This is a genomic window from Bradyrhizobium frederickii (assembly GCF_004570865.1).
GTDB lineage: Bacteria > Pseudomonadota > Alphaproteobacteria > Rhizobiales > Xanthobacteraceae > Bradyrhizobium > Bradyrhizobium frederickii.
In genome coordinates, this window is the sequence record NZ_SPQS01000005.1 from 312550 (window position 1) to 327041 (window position 14492).

Below are 14492 nucleotides of genomic sequence, written 5' to 3' on the forward strand. Positions count from 1 at the left end.
AAAGCGCATCGGATTCGTCTTCGTTCGCTCCCAGCCGCAAATTTGACCGCGACATGCAAGTTCCGCCCGAGACCCAGGTCGTCATCGACTTCGACGACAATCGTGCCGCTTCGGCACTGGTCGGCCCTTACGGCCAGCATCTGGCGCAGGTCGAGCGGCGGCTCGGCGTCGTCGTCGATTCCAAGGGCAACCACATCACGATCGGCGGCACCCGCGACGGCTGCGACGCCGCACGCCGCGTGCTCGAGATGCTCTACGCGCAAGCCGTGAAGGGACAGGATCTCGACCAGGGCGAGGTCGAAGGCGCGATCCGCGCCGTGATCGCCCAGGGCTCGCTGTTCGAGTTCGACGCCAAATCGGCCAAATCGGCCTTCGACAGCATCAACTTGCGCAAGCGCCCGGTGCGCGCGCGCACCGCCGCGCAGGACTCCTACATTCGCGCGCTGAAGCGCCACGAGCTGGTGTTCGGCATCGGCCCGGCCGGCACCGGCAAGACCTGGCTCGCGGTGGCGCATGCCGCGCAGCTGTTCGAGCGCAAGGAGGTCGACAAGATCATCCTGTCGCGCCCGGCGGTGGAAGCCGGCGAGCGGCTCGGCTTTCTGCCCGGCGATCTCCGCGAGAAGGTCGATCCTTATCTTCGCCCGATCTACGACGCGCTCTACGACCTCATGGATGCGCGCATCGTCGAGCGCGCGCTGCAGACCGGCGAGATCGAGATCGCGCCGCTCGCCTTCATGCGCGGCCGCACCCTCACCAACGCCGCCATCATCCTGGACGAGGCGCAGAACACCACGTCGATGCAGATGAAGATGTTCCTGACCCGCCTCGGCGAGAACAGCCGCATGATCGTCACAGGCGATCCCTCGCAGATTGACCTGCCGAACGGCCAGACCTCGGGCCTCGCCGAAGCGACCCGCCTGTTGAACGGCGTCGAGGGTATTGCCCAAGTTCATTTCAAGGCCGAGGACGTGATCCGCCACGAACTCGTGGCGCGGATCGTCGCCGCCTACGAAGGTTCGCCGCAGCGGCCGGCCACTGGCCAATCCTGACGAGGCAACAGCTGGACCCCGGAGGGCGCGGACACGGCGCCTTTTCGTCCCAGACAACACCATGTCCCATCCCAACCTTCCCATGACCGAAGTCCTCGTCGTCGCCGATTGCTGGCAGCACGAGCCCGATTCCGAAGCCGTGATCCAGCGCGCGGTCGCGGCCGCCGCCGAAAGCGTCGATGAAGACGTTGCCGACGCCGAAGTGGCCGTGATGCTGACCGATGACGCCGGCATCCGCACCCTCAACAGCAACTGGCGGGGCATCGACAAGCCGACCAACGTGCTATCGTTTCCCGCACTCCAGCCGGAGGGCGGCTGGAAGCCGGGCGATGCGCCGCGCATGCTCGGCGATATCGCGATCGCCTACGAGACCATGCGGCGCGAGGCGGACGAGGAACAGAAGCCGTTCGACCACCATTTGAGCCATCTTGCCGTGCATGGTTTCCTGCACCTGATCGGCTACGACCACGAGAACGAGGGCGACGCCGAAGAGATGGAAGCGCTGGAGACCCAGATCCTGGCGCACCTTGGAATCCCCGATCCCTATGCAGACCGCGCGGGGACGCACTGAGATGCCCGATTCCGACCCGGTCCACGACAATCCGCGCAACACGGCCAATCTGCCGGCCGTGGTGACGCCGGGCGAGGTGTTGCGCCCGACCGCCGATGGCTGGCTGTTGCGCGCCATCCGCACGCTGTTCGGCTGGAAGGCGGGATCGGTACGCGACGACCTCCAGGTCGTGCTCGATGCAACGACGCCTGGCGATTCCGGTTTCTCGGCGGTCGAGCGCACCATGCTGCGCAACATCCTTGGTCTGCACGAGCGCCGCATCGCCGATGTCATGGTGCATCGCGCCGACATCGTCGCGGTGAAGCGGGATATCCCGCTCGGCGAGTTGATGGACCGCTTCGAGAGCGCCGGACATTCGCGCCTCGTGGTCTACAACGAGACGCTCGACGATCCCGTCGGCATCGTCCACATCCGTGACCTGCTCGCCTTCATGACCGCGCGCGCCCGCGTGTCGGAAACCACCAAGACCAAGCGCAAGAAGCCGCTGCCGGCCGGGCTCGACCTGCGCGCCGTCGATCTCGCGCTGCCACTCGAGGAAGCGCGCATCATCCGCAAGCTGCTCTACGTGCCGCCGTCGATGCGGGCGATCGACCTGCTCGCGCAGATGCAGGCCACGCGCATTCACCTCGCGCTGGTGGTCGACGAATATGGCGGCAGCGACGGGCTGGTTTCGCTCGAGGACATCGTCGAGCAGATCGTCGGCGAGATCGACGACGAGCACGACAGCGACGAGCCGCCTTCGATCGTGCGCCTGCCCGACAACGCCTTCATCGCCGACGCGCGCGCCAGCCTCGACGACGTCCGCTCGGTGATCGGCGAGGATTTCGTCACCGGCGAAGCCGGCGAGGAGGTGGAGACGCTGGGCGGCTATCTCGTCAGCTTCGTCGGGCGCCTGCCGGTGCGCGGCGAGGTGATCTCGGGCCCCGGCACTTACGAGGTCGAGGTGCTCGATGCCGATCCGCGCCGCGTCAAGCGGCTGCGCATCTCGACGCGGAAGGAGCGTCCCGCACCGCGAACCCAGCGCGAGAGAAGCCGCCGCGAGGCCACGCCGGACAGCGGCCAGCCGCCCGCCAGCGACACGCCCAGCCCGCCGCCGAGCGACGGGACCGGCCAGCAGTGAGTCCGTTCCAGCGAGTTCGGCAAATCGCGCTCGCCATCATCCTCGCCTGGGGATGGAAGCGCGCGGCCATCGCCATGGGGTGCGGAGCGCTGTCGGTGCTGGCCCTGGCGCCGTTCAACCTCTTCCCCGTGCTGTTCATCACCTTCCCGGTGCTGGTCTGGCTGATCGACGGCGCGGGCGCCGGCCGATATGGCGGCGTTCCCGTTGCCGCGCTGACCGGCTATTGGTTCGGGCTCGGCTATTTCGTGCCCGGACTCTACTGGATCGGCTACGCCTTCTTCGTCGATGCCGATGTATTCGCCTGGCTGACGCCGTTCGCCGTGCTCGGCCTGCCGGCCTATCTGTCCATCTTCACGGCGATCGGCTTTGCGCTGGCGCGCCTGCTCTGGACCAAGAACGCCACGCGCGTGCTTGCGCTCGCAGCAAGCCTCACCGTCAGCGAGTGGTTGCGCGGCCACGCGCTGACCGGCTTCCCCTGGAACGCGTTCGGCTATGCGCTGTCCGAGCCGCTGGCGCTGGCGCAGGCGGCGTCGCTGATCGGCCTGTGGGGCATGACATTCCTGGCGGTTGCGATTTTCGCGAGCCCGGCAACGCTGATCGACCGCACGCCGGATCGCCGCCTGCCGTGGCGCGTGCCGGCGGCGGCGATCGGGCTCCTGATTGTCATGGGCATTTTCGGCGCGATCCGCCTGTCGCTGCATCCGACCACGATGGTCGCAGGCGCCAAGCTGCGCCTGATGCAGCCGAACCTTCAGCAGGACGCGAAATTCAACTACGCCGCCAAGACGGAGGTGATGAAGAAATACCTGGCGCTGTCGGACCGCGCCTCGGGCCCGCAATCGACCGGCGTGCGCGATGCCACCATCCTGATCTGGCCGGAATCCGCCTTTCCGTTCTTCCTGACCCGCGAAGCCGACGCGATGGCGCAGATCGCCGACCTTCTTCCGAAAGGCACCGTGCTGATCACGGGTTCGGTCCGCGCGCCCGACCTGCCGCGGGGCACGCCGATCACGCGTGCTTATAATTCGATCTATGTCATCGACCACGACGGCAGCGTGCTGGCCGTGTACGACAAGTTGCATCTGGTGCCGTTCGGCGAATTTCTGCCCTACCAGTCGTTGATGGAGAAGCTCGGATTCGAGCAACTGACGCGTGTGCGCGGCGGCTTCATTCCCGGCACGGTACGGCATGCGCTGCAAGTCCCCGGCGCACCGCCCGCGCTACCGCTGATCTGTTACGAAGCGATCTTTCCCGGCGAGGTGGCCGGACGCAACGAACGTCCGGGCTGGATCGTGAACCTCACCAATGACGGCTGGTTCGGCATTTCGACCGGTCCCTATCAGCATCTGGAGCAGTCGCGGATGCGCGCGATCGAACTCGGATTGCCGCTGGTCCGCTCCGCCAATACCGGCATCTCCGCAGTGATCGATCCGGTGGGCCGCACCGTTTCCAGCCTCGGACTTGGAATCGAGGGCATTTTGGATACAAATTTGCCCGCCGCGATCCCGCCGACCGTCTATGCGCGGGTGGGCGATGCGCCCGCAGCCATGCTTGTCGCGCTGGCCGTGTTTCTGGCCCTCCGCCGACGCGTCAGCAAGCGATAGAGCTGATCGCGCCATCGCCGCGGAGGTAGCCGGAAACTTTTGACAACCGTAGTCCCACGGTTGACAGACTGCACGCGGGCTCCCCATTCTGCACCGGCTGCAAAAGACAGTGGTGCGTTGCTAAATTTCTCCGCAATGTTTCCCAATAACAGGGTTTGATTTGACGTTGCTTACACCTGAGGCACTCCGATTGATTGCGCTGAAGGTGGTGTTTGGAGGGCTGAGGAAATGTCGAAAGCGCCCAACCCTGTTGACAAATATGTCGGCAGTCGCGTGCGTATGCGCCGCATCATGTTGGGCATGAGCCAGGAAAAGCTCGGTGACGCTTTGGGCCTGACTTTCCAGCAGATCCAGAAATACGAGAAGGGCACCAACCGGGTCGGCGCGAGCCGCATCCAGCAGATCGCCGAAATTCTGCAGGTGCCGGTGTCGTTTCTGTTCGAGGGCGGTCCGAGCGGCGTGCCGGGGCCGGATGGCTTCAGCGAAGGCGCCTCGCCCTCTTACGTCTCGGATTTTCTCGCGACCTCCGAAGGCCTGGCCTTGACCAAGGCGTTCACGCGAATCACCGATTCGAAGATGCGCCGCTCGATCGTCGATCTCGTCGAGCAGATCGCGGCCCGGGAAGGCCCCGACAAGCGCTGACGCGCCGTCCCGATGGCGATTTGAGACCGCGCGAAATCTGGCCTATGTCGTCATTTGTGGCCGCGCTTCGACGTGCGTCCGCTCCGATGATGTGATTCAAAGGCACAGATGCACCATGGCCAGCACCAATTGGTTCGATTCCCAAACTATCCTCGATGGCATCCGCCGCTGGGTCGAGATCGAGACGCCGACGGAAGCGCCTGAGCAGGTCAACAAGCTGGTCTCCGAGGTAGCGGCGCAATATCGCGACTTGCCCGTCACGCTCGAGCGTGTCGCCGGCGTCGACGGCTGCGGAGATCATCTCCTGGCGCGCTCGACCTGGGGCCAGGACCAGCCGGGTATTCTGGTGCTGAGTCACCTCGATACCGTCCATCCCATGGGATTCATCGAACGCCTGCCGTTCAAGGTCGAAGGCGACGTCGCCTTCGGTCCCGGCATCTACGACATGAAGGGCGGCGCCTACATCGCCCATCACGCGTTTGGCGCGCTGTGTGCGACGGCCGATCGCTCGCCGCTCGGCATCACGCACCTGTTCACCTCCGACGAGGAGATCGGCAGCCCGACCTCGCGCGCGCTCATCGAGCAGGAAGGACGCAAGGCCAAATACGTGCTGGTGACGGAGCCGGCGCGCGACGGCGGCAAGATCGTCACCGGACGCAAGGGCGTCGGACGCTTCCGCGTGTTCGTCAAGGGCGTGCCGGCGCATGCCGGCTCGCGGCCCGAAGACGGCCGCAGCGCCGTCCGCGAGCTCGCCAACGTCATCCTGGCACTGGAAGGGATGAACGACCTTGCGCGTGGCGTCTCCGTCAATGTCGGCGTGGTGCGCGGCGGCACGCGCCCCAACGTCACGCCGGAAGAGGCCTATGCTGAAGTCGACCTGCGCGTGCTGAGCCTCGGTGACGCAGACGAGTTCGTCGGCAGGATTCTCGCCCTGACCTCGAAAACCGAGGGCGTCGCTGTCACCGTCACGGGCGAGCTCAACCGTCCGCCCTATGAGAAGAGCAATGCGGGCGCCTCGCTGTTCGAACACGCGAAGACGCTCGCCGGCGAGATCGGCTTCGAGCTGATCGATACTCACACCGGCGGCGGCTCGGACGGCAATTTCACCGCCCCGCATACCGCAACGCTGGACGGGCTCGGCGTCGACGGCAAGGGCGCGCACACCCATTATGAGCAGCTCTATGTCTCCTCGCTTGCGCCGCGCGCGCGGCTGCTGCATCGCCTGTATCAGACGCTGCGATGAGCGAGCGCAAATCGAATCCCGATCGCGACGACAGCGAGCGCGCCTTCTTCGGGCGCCGCAAGGGTCACAAGCTCAGGGAGCACCAAGCCGAGCTGGTCGATCATCTGCTGCCGCATCTTGCGCTCGACATTCACACTGAGGCGCCGGCGGACGCCCGCGAGATCTTTGGCGCCGAGACCGAAGATGTGCGGATCGAGATCGGCTTCGGCGGCGGCGAGCATCTTGCGGCCGAGGCGCAGAAATTCCCCACGACCGGCTTCGTCGGGTGCGAGCCCTACGTCAACGGCATGGCCAAGATCCTCGCGCAGATCGAGGCCGCCAATATCGGCAACATCCGCCTGTTTGCGGGCGATGCCGCCGAGCTGCTGGCCTGGTTGCCCAGGGCATCGCTGTCGCGGATCGACCTGATCCACCCCGATCCCTGGCCGAAGCGGCGGCACTGGAAGCGACGCTTCGTTCAGGACCGCACGATCGCCGCGATGGCGCGCGTGCTGAAGCGAGACGGCGAATTCCGCTTCGTCTGCGATATCGACGATTACTGCGCCTGGACGCTGTCGCATCTTGCGCGCTCGCAGGACTTCGTCTGGCTTGCCGAACGCGCCGACGACTTCAGGCAGCCATGGGCCGGCTACACCATGACGCGCTACGGCCGGAAGGCCGCGCGCGAAGGGCGCAAGGCGGCTTACTTGCGGTTCAGGAGAGTGTAAATTCTTCGCGGCTGTCGCCATGCCCGGGCTTGTCCCGGGCATCCACGCACTTTCTCTCCGCGGGACGAAAAACGTGGATGGCCGGGACAAGCCCGGCCATGACGAAGACTGTTCGTGATTCAAATCGTCTGCCGGTTGCGCCAGAAATTCACGACGCGCTCGGCGGTCGTCGGCATCAGGCGCGTGAAGTTGACGCGCGCGGCCTCGATGTCGGCATCGGCCGGAATGCGATGCGGCCCGTACCAGAGCAGGATGAGCGCGCGCACCGTGGGCCAGCCCAGATTCAGCACGCGGCCGACGATGAGAATCGGATCGTAGCGGTCGCCTGAGATCAGGCGGTCGAGAACCGAGAGGCGGACGCCGGACATCGCCGAGAGCGAGGCGATCGATTCCTCGTATTTGTTCGCCTTGGCGAAACCGAGCAGCGCGCTCTCGCCGAGATGGCCCTCGCGATGCAAGGAGAGCACCGTGCGCTGGGCCGCCGAGAAGTCGCGCCGGGGCCCGGGCGGCAGCGCGGCTTCCTCGATCGCCGCCAGCGCGCGCTTGATCTCGACCTGGCGCGCGGGATTGACCACAGTGGAGAGGCGCCGGCGGATGACGTCGAGCGTCCCGTCGAGAAGCTCTTTCAGGTTCTCGCCCGAAAGGTCGTTGCGCTGGCCGATCTTGAGCGTCAGCACGCCGTCCCGCGCCGCGCGCTTGATCATCTCGGAATAGCTGCCCGGCGAGAACGACGCGCCGGCATTGCCGGCGGCGCGACGCACCACGTCGCGATCGCCGCGCTCGACCAGCACATCGGTGATGGCAGCCGACAATGTCGGGCGCTCCGTCATCGCCAGCAGATGGCCCTGGCCCTTCAACCGCGCGATCTCGACCAGAGCGGCGTCATCGAGCACGGGCGAGCGGCGCAGCACGGGGCCCGCCACCATGATCTCGTTTTCGCGCGCGAGTTGATTGATCAGGTGCGGCGGCGCGTTGTTCAGGTGCGAGAAGCGCTCGGCGAGGTCGGCGCGCGAGGCAAGCTCCGCATGCGGGACGAGATCGATCAGGAGATTGTCGAAGAGATCGATGAGTTCGGGCCGAAGATTGGCGGAATCCTGGAAGTACAATTCGGAGATGGCGCGCGCGATCTCGCCGCGCCGCCGCGGATCGCCGCGTTTGACGATATCGTCCAGTCCGGGAATGAGCGACGTGGCAACGGTCATGAAAACGCAACTCGATCAGGGCACGCCGCGGGTGCGCCCTTGGTCCAAGCCGCCCCACAATCGGGGAATTTAGCCTCCCCAGGTGAAGGAAGCGTTGCCGCAGGTTGGTCGCGGACCGGCGCAAAAAGGCCCCGTTCCCCCGCAATGGGCCTTGTCCGGGCAGGGGGAAAGCGCTATATCAGCGCCAATTCATCTTCTCATGCGATCCGCGTAGTGAGAGTGGGCCCGAAAGGACCCGCTCTTTTTTATTACCTGAACGCGGCGTGGCGGAAGATGCGGCCCGACGCGTGTCGGGGAAGTTCCGAAGCGGGCTTTGAAACCTTAACCAAGCCTTAACCATCGAGCGCCTGACCCTGGACATGACCGAGCCGAACCCTGGTTCCACGGACGCCGAATTGCTGGCCGAGCCGAGACTCGTGGTCGAGCCGGGCGTGGCGGCACGGGTGTCCGCGGTCGCAGCGCCGGTGCTGGAAGGCATGGGATATCGGCTGGTGCGGATCCGCATTTCCGGCGAGGCCGGCTGCACCGTGCAGATCATGGCCGAGCGGCCGGACGGCTCGATGCAGCTCGAAGATTGCGAGGCGATCTCGCGGGCGCTCTCCCCCGTGCTCGATGTCGCCGACCCCATCGATCGCGCCTATCGGCTGGAAATTTCCTCGCCGGGGATCGACCGTCCGCTGGTCCGCCGCTCCGATTTCGAGCGCTATTGCGGCCATCTGGTGAAGATCGAGATGGCGGTCGCCCATGAGGGACGCAAGCGGTTCCGCGGCACGCTCGGTGCCGTCGAAGGCGACCGCGTGCACCTGCGTCGCGACGACGCCAAGCCGGGTGACAACCCCGACGTGCTCCTGACCATGGAGGATATCGGCGAGGCGCGCCTGGTGCTGACCGACGAGCTGATCGCCGAATCCATGCGCCGCGGCAAGGCCGAGGAGCGCAAGATGCGCAGGGATCTCGGCCTGGAGCCGCCGGCTCCGCCGCACGCGGAGATCAGCGCGAAGATCACCAAGAACACCAAGCCGAAGAAGAAGCCGGCCCCGACCAACACGAAGAAGCATCGCCTTGCCGCCGAACGCGCGCGGCGCGGCGAGATCGATCCTGACCAAGGAGACTAGCCATGGCAGTCAGCGCCAATCGACTTGAATTGCTCCAGATCGCCGACGCCGTCGCGCGCGAGAAATCGATCGATCGCGGCATCGTCATCGCGGCGATGGAGGACGCCATCGCCAAGGCCGCGCGCGCCCGTTACGGCAGCGAGACCGACGTTCACGCCGAGATCGACCCGAAGAAGGGCGAGCTGCGGCTGTCGCGCCACATGCTGGTGGTCGACAAGGTCGAAAATCATTCCAACCAGATCTCGCTGGTCGACGCGCAGCGCGCCAATCCCGGTGCCCAGGTCGGCGACACCATCGCCGATACCCTGCCGCCGCTGGAATATGGCCGCATCGCCGCGCAGTCGGCCAAGCAGGTGATCGTGCAGAAGGTGCGCGAGGCCGAGCGCGACCGGCAATACCAGGAATTCAAGGACCGCATCGGCGACATCGTCAACGGCGTCGTCAAGCGCGTCGAATATGGCAGCGTGATCGTCGATCTCGGCCGCGGCGAAGCCATCATCCGCCGCGACGAGATGCTGCCGCGCGAAGTGTTCCGCAACGGCGACCGGGTCCGCGCCTACATCTTCGACGTCCGCCGCGAAACCCGCGGCCCGCAGATCTTCCTCTCCCGCACCCATCCGCAGTTCATGGCGAAGCTGTTCGCGCAGGAAGTGCCGGAGATCTATGACGGCATCGTCGAGATCAAGGCGGTCGCCCGCGATCCGGGCTCGCGCGCGAAAATCGGCGTGATTTCCCGCGATTCCTCGGTCGATCCGGTCGGCGCCTGCGTCGGCATGCGCGGCTCGCGCGTGCAGGCCGTGGTGAACGAATTGCAGGGCGAGAAGATCGACATCATCCCCTGGTCGCCTGACATCGCCACCTTCGTGGTTAACGCGCTGGCGCCGGCCGAAGTGTCCAAGGTCGTCATCGACGAAGACCGCGAGCGCATCGAGGTCGTCGTGCCCGACACCAACAACCAGCTTTCGCTGGCGATCGGCCGCCGCGGCCAGAACGTGCGTCTGGCTTCGCAGCTCACCGGCTGGGACATCGACATCCTGACCGAGCAGGAGGAATCGGAGCGCCGCCAGGCCGACTTCGAGAACTCCACCCGCGTCTTCATGGAATCGCTCAACGTCGATGAAGTGGTCGGCCAGCTGCTGGCGTCCGAGGGCTTCACCTCGGTCGAGGAACTCGCCATGGTGGACCTCAAGGAACTCGCCGGCATCGAGGGCTTCGACGAGGAGACCGCGCAGGAGCTCCAGAGCCGTGCCCGCGAATATCTCGAGCAGCAGGAAGCCGAGATCGAGGCGAGGCGCAAGGAGCTCGGGGTCGAGGACGCCGTCAAGGACGTGCCCGGCGTCACCTCCAAGATGCTGGTGAAGTTCGGCGAGAACGACATCAAGACGGTCGAGGACCTTGCCGGCTGCGCCACCGACGATCTGGTCGGCTGGACCGAGCGCAAGGAAGGCGGCGAGCCCACCAAACATCCGGGCGCGCTCGACGGCATCGATATCTCCCGCGACGATGCCGAAGCGATGATCATGCAGGCCCGCGTCAAGGCCGGCTGGATCACCGAGGCCGATCTCGCCAAGCCCACCGAGGAGGCTGAGGCGACCGAAGATCAGCCGGCTTGAGGCGTATTCAGCGAAAGCGGAGGCCGGTCTTGCTTAGAGAACACGCGATTTAGAAGGCGAAGGAGGATGTCGCCCGGATGCTCGCCAATATGGACAGCGAACTCGACCATGGACCGCGGACCGAAAGGTCCGCGACCATGCGGATGTGCGCTGTCAGTCGGCAGGTCCGGCCGATCGACGAGCTGATCCGCTTCGTTATTTCGCCGCAGGGCGACGTAGTTCCAGATCTCAAGCGCAAGCTGCCCGGACGCGGCATGTGGCTCACGGCCTCCCGCGGGGTGGTTGCGGAAGCGGTACGGCGTCACCAATTTAGCAAGGCCTTCAAGCGCGAGCTGCGCATCCCCCAGACGCTTCCTGCCGACATTGAGGCGCTCCTGGTTCGGAGCGTGACGGAAGCCCTTGGGATCGCCGCCAAGGCCGGCCAGATCGTGACCGGCTTCGGCAAGGTCGAAAGCGCCCTGAGGGAAGGCACGGTCGAGGTCCTGATCCACGCCAGCGACGGGGCCGCGGACGGAATCCGCAAATTGGACATGCTGGCACGTCAAAATGCCGGAAATCGCGGCGCCAAGCCGCAGATTCCCGTCGTCACCGCGCTGAAATCGATAGAATTGGATTTGGCACTGACCCGGTCAAATGTGATACATGCTGCCCTGCTCGCGGGTCCGGCGAGCAAGTCATTCCTGTCACGTAGCCAGATGCTGGTCCGATACCGGATGGCGGACGATGACAAGACTGCCGAAGAGCACGGCCAGGATTTCTGAGCGACAACGACGACCCAATTGGACGGTGCGGCAACGCACAACACCGATAAATCAGGATTAGGACTGCTGAATGGTTGATACCAAGACCCCTGGCGACAAGAAGCTGAGCGTTCCGAGCAAGACGCTATCGCTCAAGCCGCGCGTCGAAACGGGCACTGTGCGCCAGAGCTTCAGCCATGGCCGCAGCAAGCAGGTCGTGGTCGAGAAGCGCGGCAAGCGCCGCATCGACGGTACCCCCGAGCCGCAGGCTGCCGAGGTGGCGAAGCCCGCGCCGGCTGCGCCCACGCCCGCCCCGTCGCGTCCCGCGCCGCCGCGCAACGCCGGCTCCGGCGTGGTGCTGCGCACGCTGACCGAGGACGAACGCTCCGCCCGCGCCAGCGCGCTGGCCGATGCCAAGGTGCGCGAAGTCGAAGAGCGCCGTCAGGCCGAGGAAGAGGCCCAGCGCCGCGCGGTCCGCGAAGCCGCCGAACGCGCCGAGCGCGAGGCCGCCGAATCCCGCCGCAAGGCCGAGGAAGAGCGCCACCGCCACGAGGACGAGGCCAAGCGCAAGGCCGAGACCGAGGCCAAGAAGCGTTTCGGCGAAGGCGAGCAGCCGCAATCTGCGCCGCGCGCCGCGGTGGCGGCCCCGGCCGCTGCAACATCGCGGCCCGGAGCGCCCGCAGCGCGAACCGGAACCGCGACAGCACGCCCGGCCGCGACGACAGCGCGCCCCGGAACCAACACGCCGCGACCGGCCGGCGGACCTTTGGGTCGCGCACCCGCGGTCGCAGCCGGACCCGACGAGGACGATGGTCCGCGCCAGATCCGTCGCGGTCCCGGCGGCGCCGCGCGTCCTGCCGCGGCTCCCAAGACCACCCACAAGCCCGGCCCGCAGAAAGAGCGCGGCCGCCTGACGGTCGTCACCGCGCTCAACGCCGACGAAGTCCGCGAGCGCTCGATCGCCTCGTTCCGCCGCCGCACCCAGCGCCTGAAGGGCCATGCCTCGAACGAGCCCAAGGAGAAGCTGATCCGCGAGGTGGTCATCCCGGAAGCGATCACCATCCAGGAACTCGCCAACCGCATGGCCGAACGCGCGGTCGACGTCATCCGCATGCTGATGAAGCAGGGCGCGATGCACAAGATCACCGACGTGATCGACGCCGACACCGCGCAGCTGATCGCGGAAGAGCTGGGTCACACCGTCAAGCGCGTTGCCGCCTCCGACGTCGAAGAGGGCCTGTTCGACCAGGTCGACGATTCCACCGACACCGAGACGCGCTCGCCGGTGGTGACCGTGATGGGTCACGTCGACCACGGCAAGACCTCGCTGCTCGATGCGCTCCGTCACGCCAACGTCGTCTCCGGCGAAGCCGGCGGCATCACCCAGCATATCGGCGCCTATCAGGTGGTGTCGCCCGAGAGCGGCAAGAAGATCACCTTCATCGACACGCCCGGCCACGCCGCGTTCACCGCGATGCGCGCCCGCGGCGCCAAGGTCACCGACATCGTCGTGCTGGTGGTCGCGGCTGACGACGGCGTGATGCCGCAGACGGTCGAAGCCATCAATCACGCCAAGGCCGCGCGCGTGCCGATCATCGTCGCCATCAACAAGATCGACAAGCCCGACGCCAAGCCCGAGCGCGTGCGCACCGAGCTGCTCCAGCACGAGGTGCAGGTCGAATCCTTCGGCGGCGACGTCGTCGACGTCGAGGTGTCCGCCAAGAACAAGACCAATCTCGACAAGCTGCTCGAGATGATCGCGCTCCAGGCCGACATCCTCGACCTCAAGACCAATTCGGAACGGCCGGCCGAGGGCACCGTGATCGAGGCCAAGCTCGACCGCGGCCGCGGCCCGGTCGCGACCGTGCTGGTCCAGCGCGGCACGCTCCGCGTCGGCGACATCATCGTCGCGGGCGCCGAGATGGGCCGCGTCCGCGCGCTGATCTCCGATCAGGGCGAGACCGTGCAGGAAGCAGGTCCCTCGGTGCCGGTCGAAGTGCTCGGCTTCAACGGTCCGCCGGAAGCCGGCGATCGTCTCGCCGTGGTCGAGAACGAAGCCCGCGCCCGCCAGGTCACCAGCTACCGCGCGCACCAGAAGCGCGAGAACGCGGCGGCCTCGATCTCCGGCATGCGCGGCTCGCTCGAGCAGATGATGTCGCAATTGAAGACCGCGGGCCGCAAGGAATTCCCGCTGATCATCAAGGCCGACGTGCAGGGCTCGCTGGAGGCGATCCTCGGCTCGCTGGAGAAGCTCGGCACCGACGAAGTCGCAGCCCGCATCCTGCATGCCGGCGTCGGCGGCATCTCGGAATCCGACGTGACGCTGGCCGAAGGCTTCAACGCCGCGATCATCGGCTTCTCGGTTCGTGCCAACAAGGAAGCCGCTGCGGCCGCCAAGCGCAACGGCATCGAGATCCGCTACTACAACATCATCTACGATCTCGTGGACGACGTGAAGAAGGCGATGAGCGGCCTGCTCGCGCCGACCTTGCGCGAAACCATGCTCGGCAATGCCGCGATCCTGGAGATCTTCAACATCTCCAAGGTCGGCAAGGTCGCAGGCTGCCGCGTCACCGACGGTACCGTGGAACGCGGCGCCAATGTGCGCCTGATCCGCGACAACGTCGTCGTGCACGAGGGCAAGCTCTCGACGCTGAAGCGCTTCAAGGACGAAGTGAAGGAAGTCCAGTCCGGTCAGGAATGCGGCATGGCCTTCGAGAACTACCACGACATGCGTGCCGGTGACGTGATCGAGTGTTACCGCGTGGAGACGATCCAGCGCTCCCTGTAAGTCCAAATCTTACCGAAGCGCCCGGATCTTTTTGAGCTGAAATTGCGGGAGTGCGATGGCCGGATTTTTTCCGGCCATCCACCCCTCTTCGTTTC

The 14492-nt window shown here is 66.1% G+C and carries 12 protein-coding genes; 11 read left to right on the forward strand and 1 reads right to left on the reverse strand.

What is annotated here, in order from left to right:
- Positions 1 to 53 precede the first annotated feature (53 nt).
- The 7 genes from E4K64_RS11215 (at position 54) to trmB (ending at position 6936) form a co-directional block, all read left to right on the forward strand.
- Positions 54 to 1049 carry a PhoH family protein gene (locus E4K64_RS11215; RefSeq protein ID WP_126257015.1) on the forward strand — a complete coding sequence of 332 codons (996 nt, stop codon included), beginning with the start codon at positions 54 to 56 and terminating at the stop codon, positions 1047 to 1049.
- 61 nt (positions 1050 to 1110) lie between these two features.
- Positions 1111 to 1620 (forward strand): rRNA maturation RNase YbeY, encoded by a 510-nt coding sequence (gene ybeY / locus E4K64_RS11220; protein WP_135163563.1) that lies wholly within the window; start codon positions 1111 to 1113, stop codon positions 1618 to 1620.
- 1 nt (position 1621) lies between these two features.
- Entirely contained in the window at positions 1622 to 2740 is a 1119-nt protein-coding gene (locus E4K64_RS11225; protein ID WP_167771942.1) for a hemolysin family protein, read from the forward strand.
- Positions 2737 to 4344 (forward strand): apolipoprotein N-acyltransferase, encoded by a 1608-nt coding sequence (gene lnt, locus E4K64_RS11230; RefSeq protein WP_135163565.1) that lies wholly within the window; start codon positions 2737 to 2739, stop codon positions 4342 to 4344. Before E4K64_RS11225 ends, lnt begins: the two co-directional genes overlap by 4 nt.
- Positions 4345 to 4572: 228 nt before the next feature.
- Positions 4573 to 4986, forward strand: coding sequence for a helix-turn-helix domain-containing protein (locus E4K64_RS11235; protein WP_028133651.1), 414 nt, complete (start codon positions 4573 to 4575; stop codon positions 4984 to 4986).
- A gap of 115 nt (positions 4987 to 5101) precedes the next feature.
- A complete protein-coding gene (locus E4K64_RS11240) occupies positions 5102 to 6229 on the forward strand; it encodes a M20 family metallopeptidase (protein ID WP_135163566.1) in 1128 nt (375 codons plus the stop codon).
- Positions 6226 to 6936, forward strand: a complete 711-nt coding sequence (gene trmB, locus E4K64_RS11245; protein ID WP_135163567.1) for a tRNA (guanosine(46)-N7)-methyltransferase TrmB — start codon at positions 6226 to 6228, stop codon at positions 6934 to 6936. Before E4K64_RS11240 ends, trmB begins: the two co-directional genes overlap by 4 nt.
- Positions 6937 to 7055: 119 nt before the next feature.
- Here trmB and E4K64_RS11250 read toward each other — a convergent pair whose 3' ends face one another.
- Positions 7056 to 8138, reverse strand: coding sequence for a DUF2336 domain-containing protein (locus E4K64_RS11250; protein WP_135163568.1), 1083 nt, complete (start codon positions 8136 to 8138; stop codon positions 7056 to 7058).
- Between the two features lie 359 nt (positions 8139 to 8497).
- Here E4K64_RS11250 and rimP point away from each other — a divergent pair, with 359 nt between their 5' ends.
- The 4 genes from rimP to infB all read left to right on the forward strand — a co-directional run bounded on the left by rimP (position 8498) and on the right by infB (position 14397).
- On the forward strand, positions 8498 to 9253 hold the full coding sequence (rimP, locus tag E4K64_RS11255; RefSeq protein WP_126257008.1) for a ribosome maturation factor RimP: 756 nt from the start codon (positions 8498 to 8500) through the stop codon (positions 9251 to 9253).
- Positions 9254 to 9255: 2 nt separating this feature from the next.
- Positions 9256 to 10866, forward strand: coding sequence for a transcription termination factor NusA (gene nusA, locus E4K64_RS11260; protein ID WP_126257007.1), 1611 nt, complete (start codon positions 9256 to 9258; stop codon positions 10864 to 10866).
- Between the two features lie 77 nt (positions 10867 to 10943).
- The gene (locus tag E4K64_RS11265; protein WP_135163569.1) at positions 10944 to 11627 is read left to right on the forward strand and encodes an RNA-binding protein; all 684 of its coding nucleotides are present in this window, start codon (positions 10944 to 10946) and stop codon (positions 11625 to 11627) included.
- Between the two features lie 70 nt (positions 11628 to 11697).
- Complete coding sequence (gene infB / locus E4K64_RS11270; protein WP_135163570.1) at positions 11698 to 14397, forward strand: translation initiation factor IF-2; 2700 nt, start codon at positions 11698 to 11700, stop codon at positions 14395 to 14397.
- Positions 14398 to 14492 lie beyond the last annotated feature (95 nt).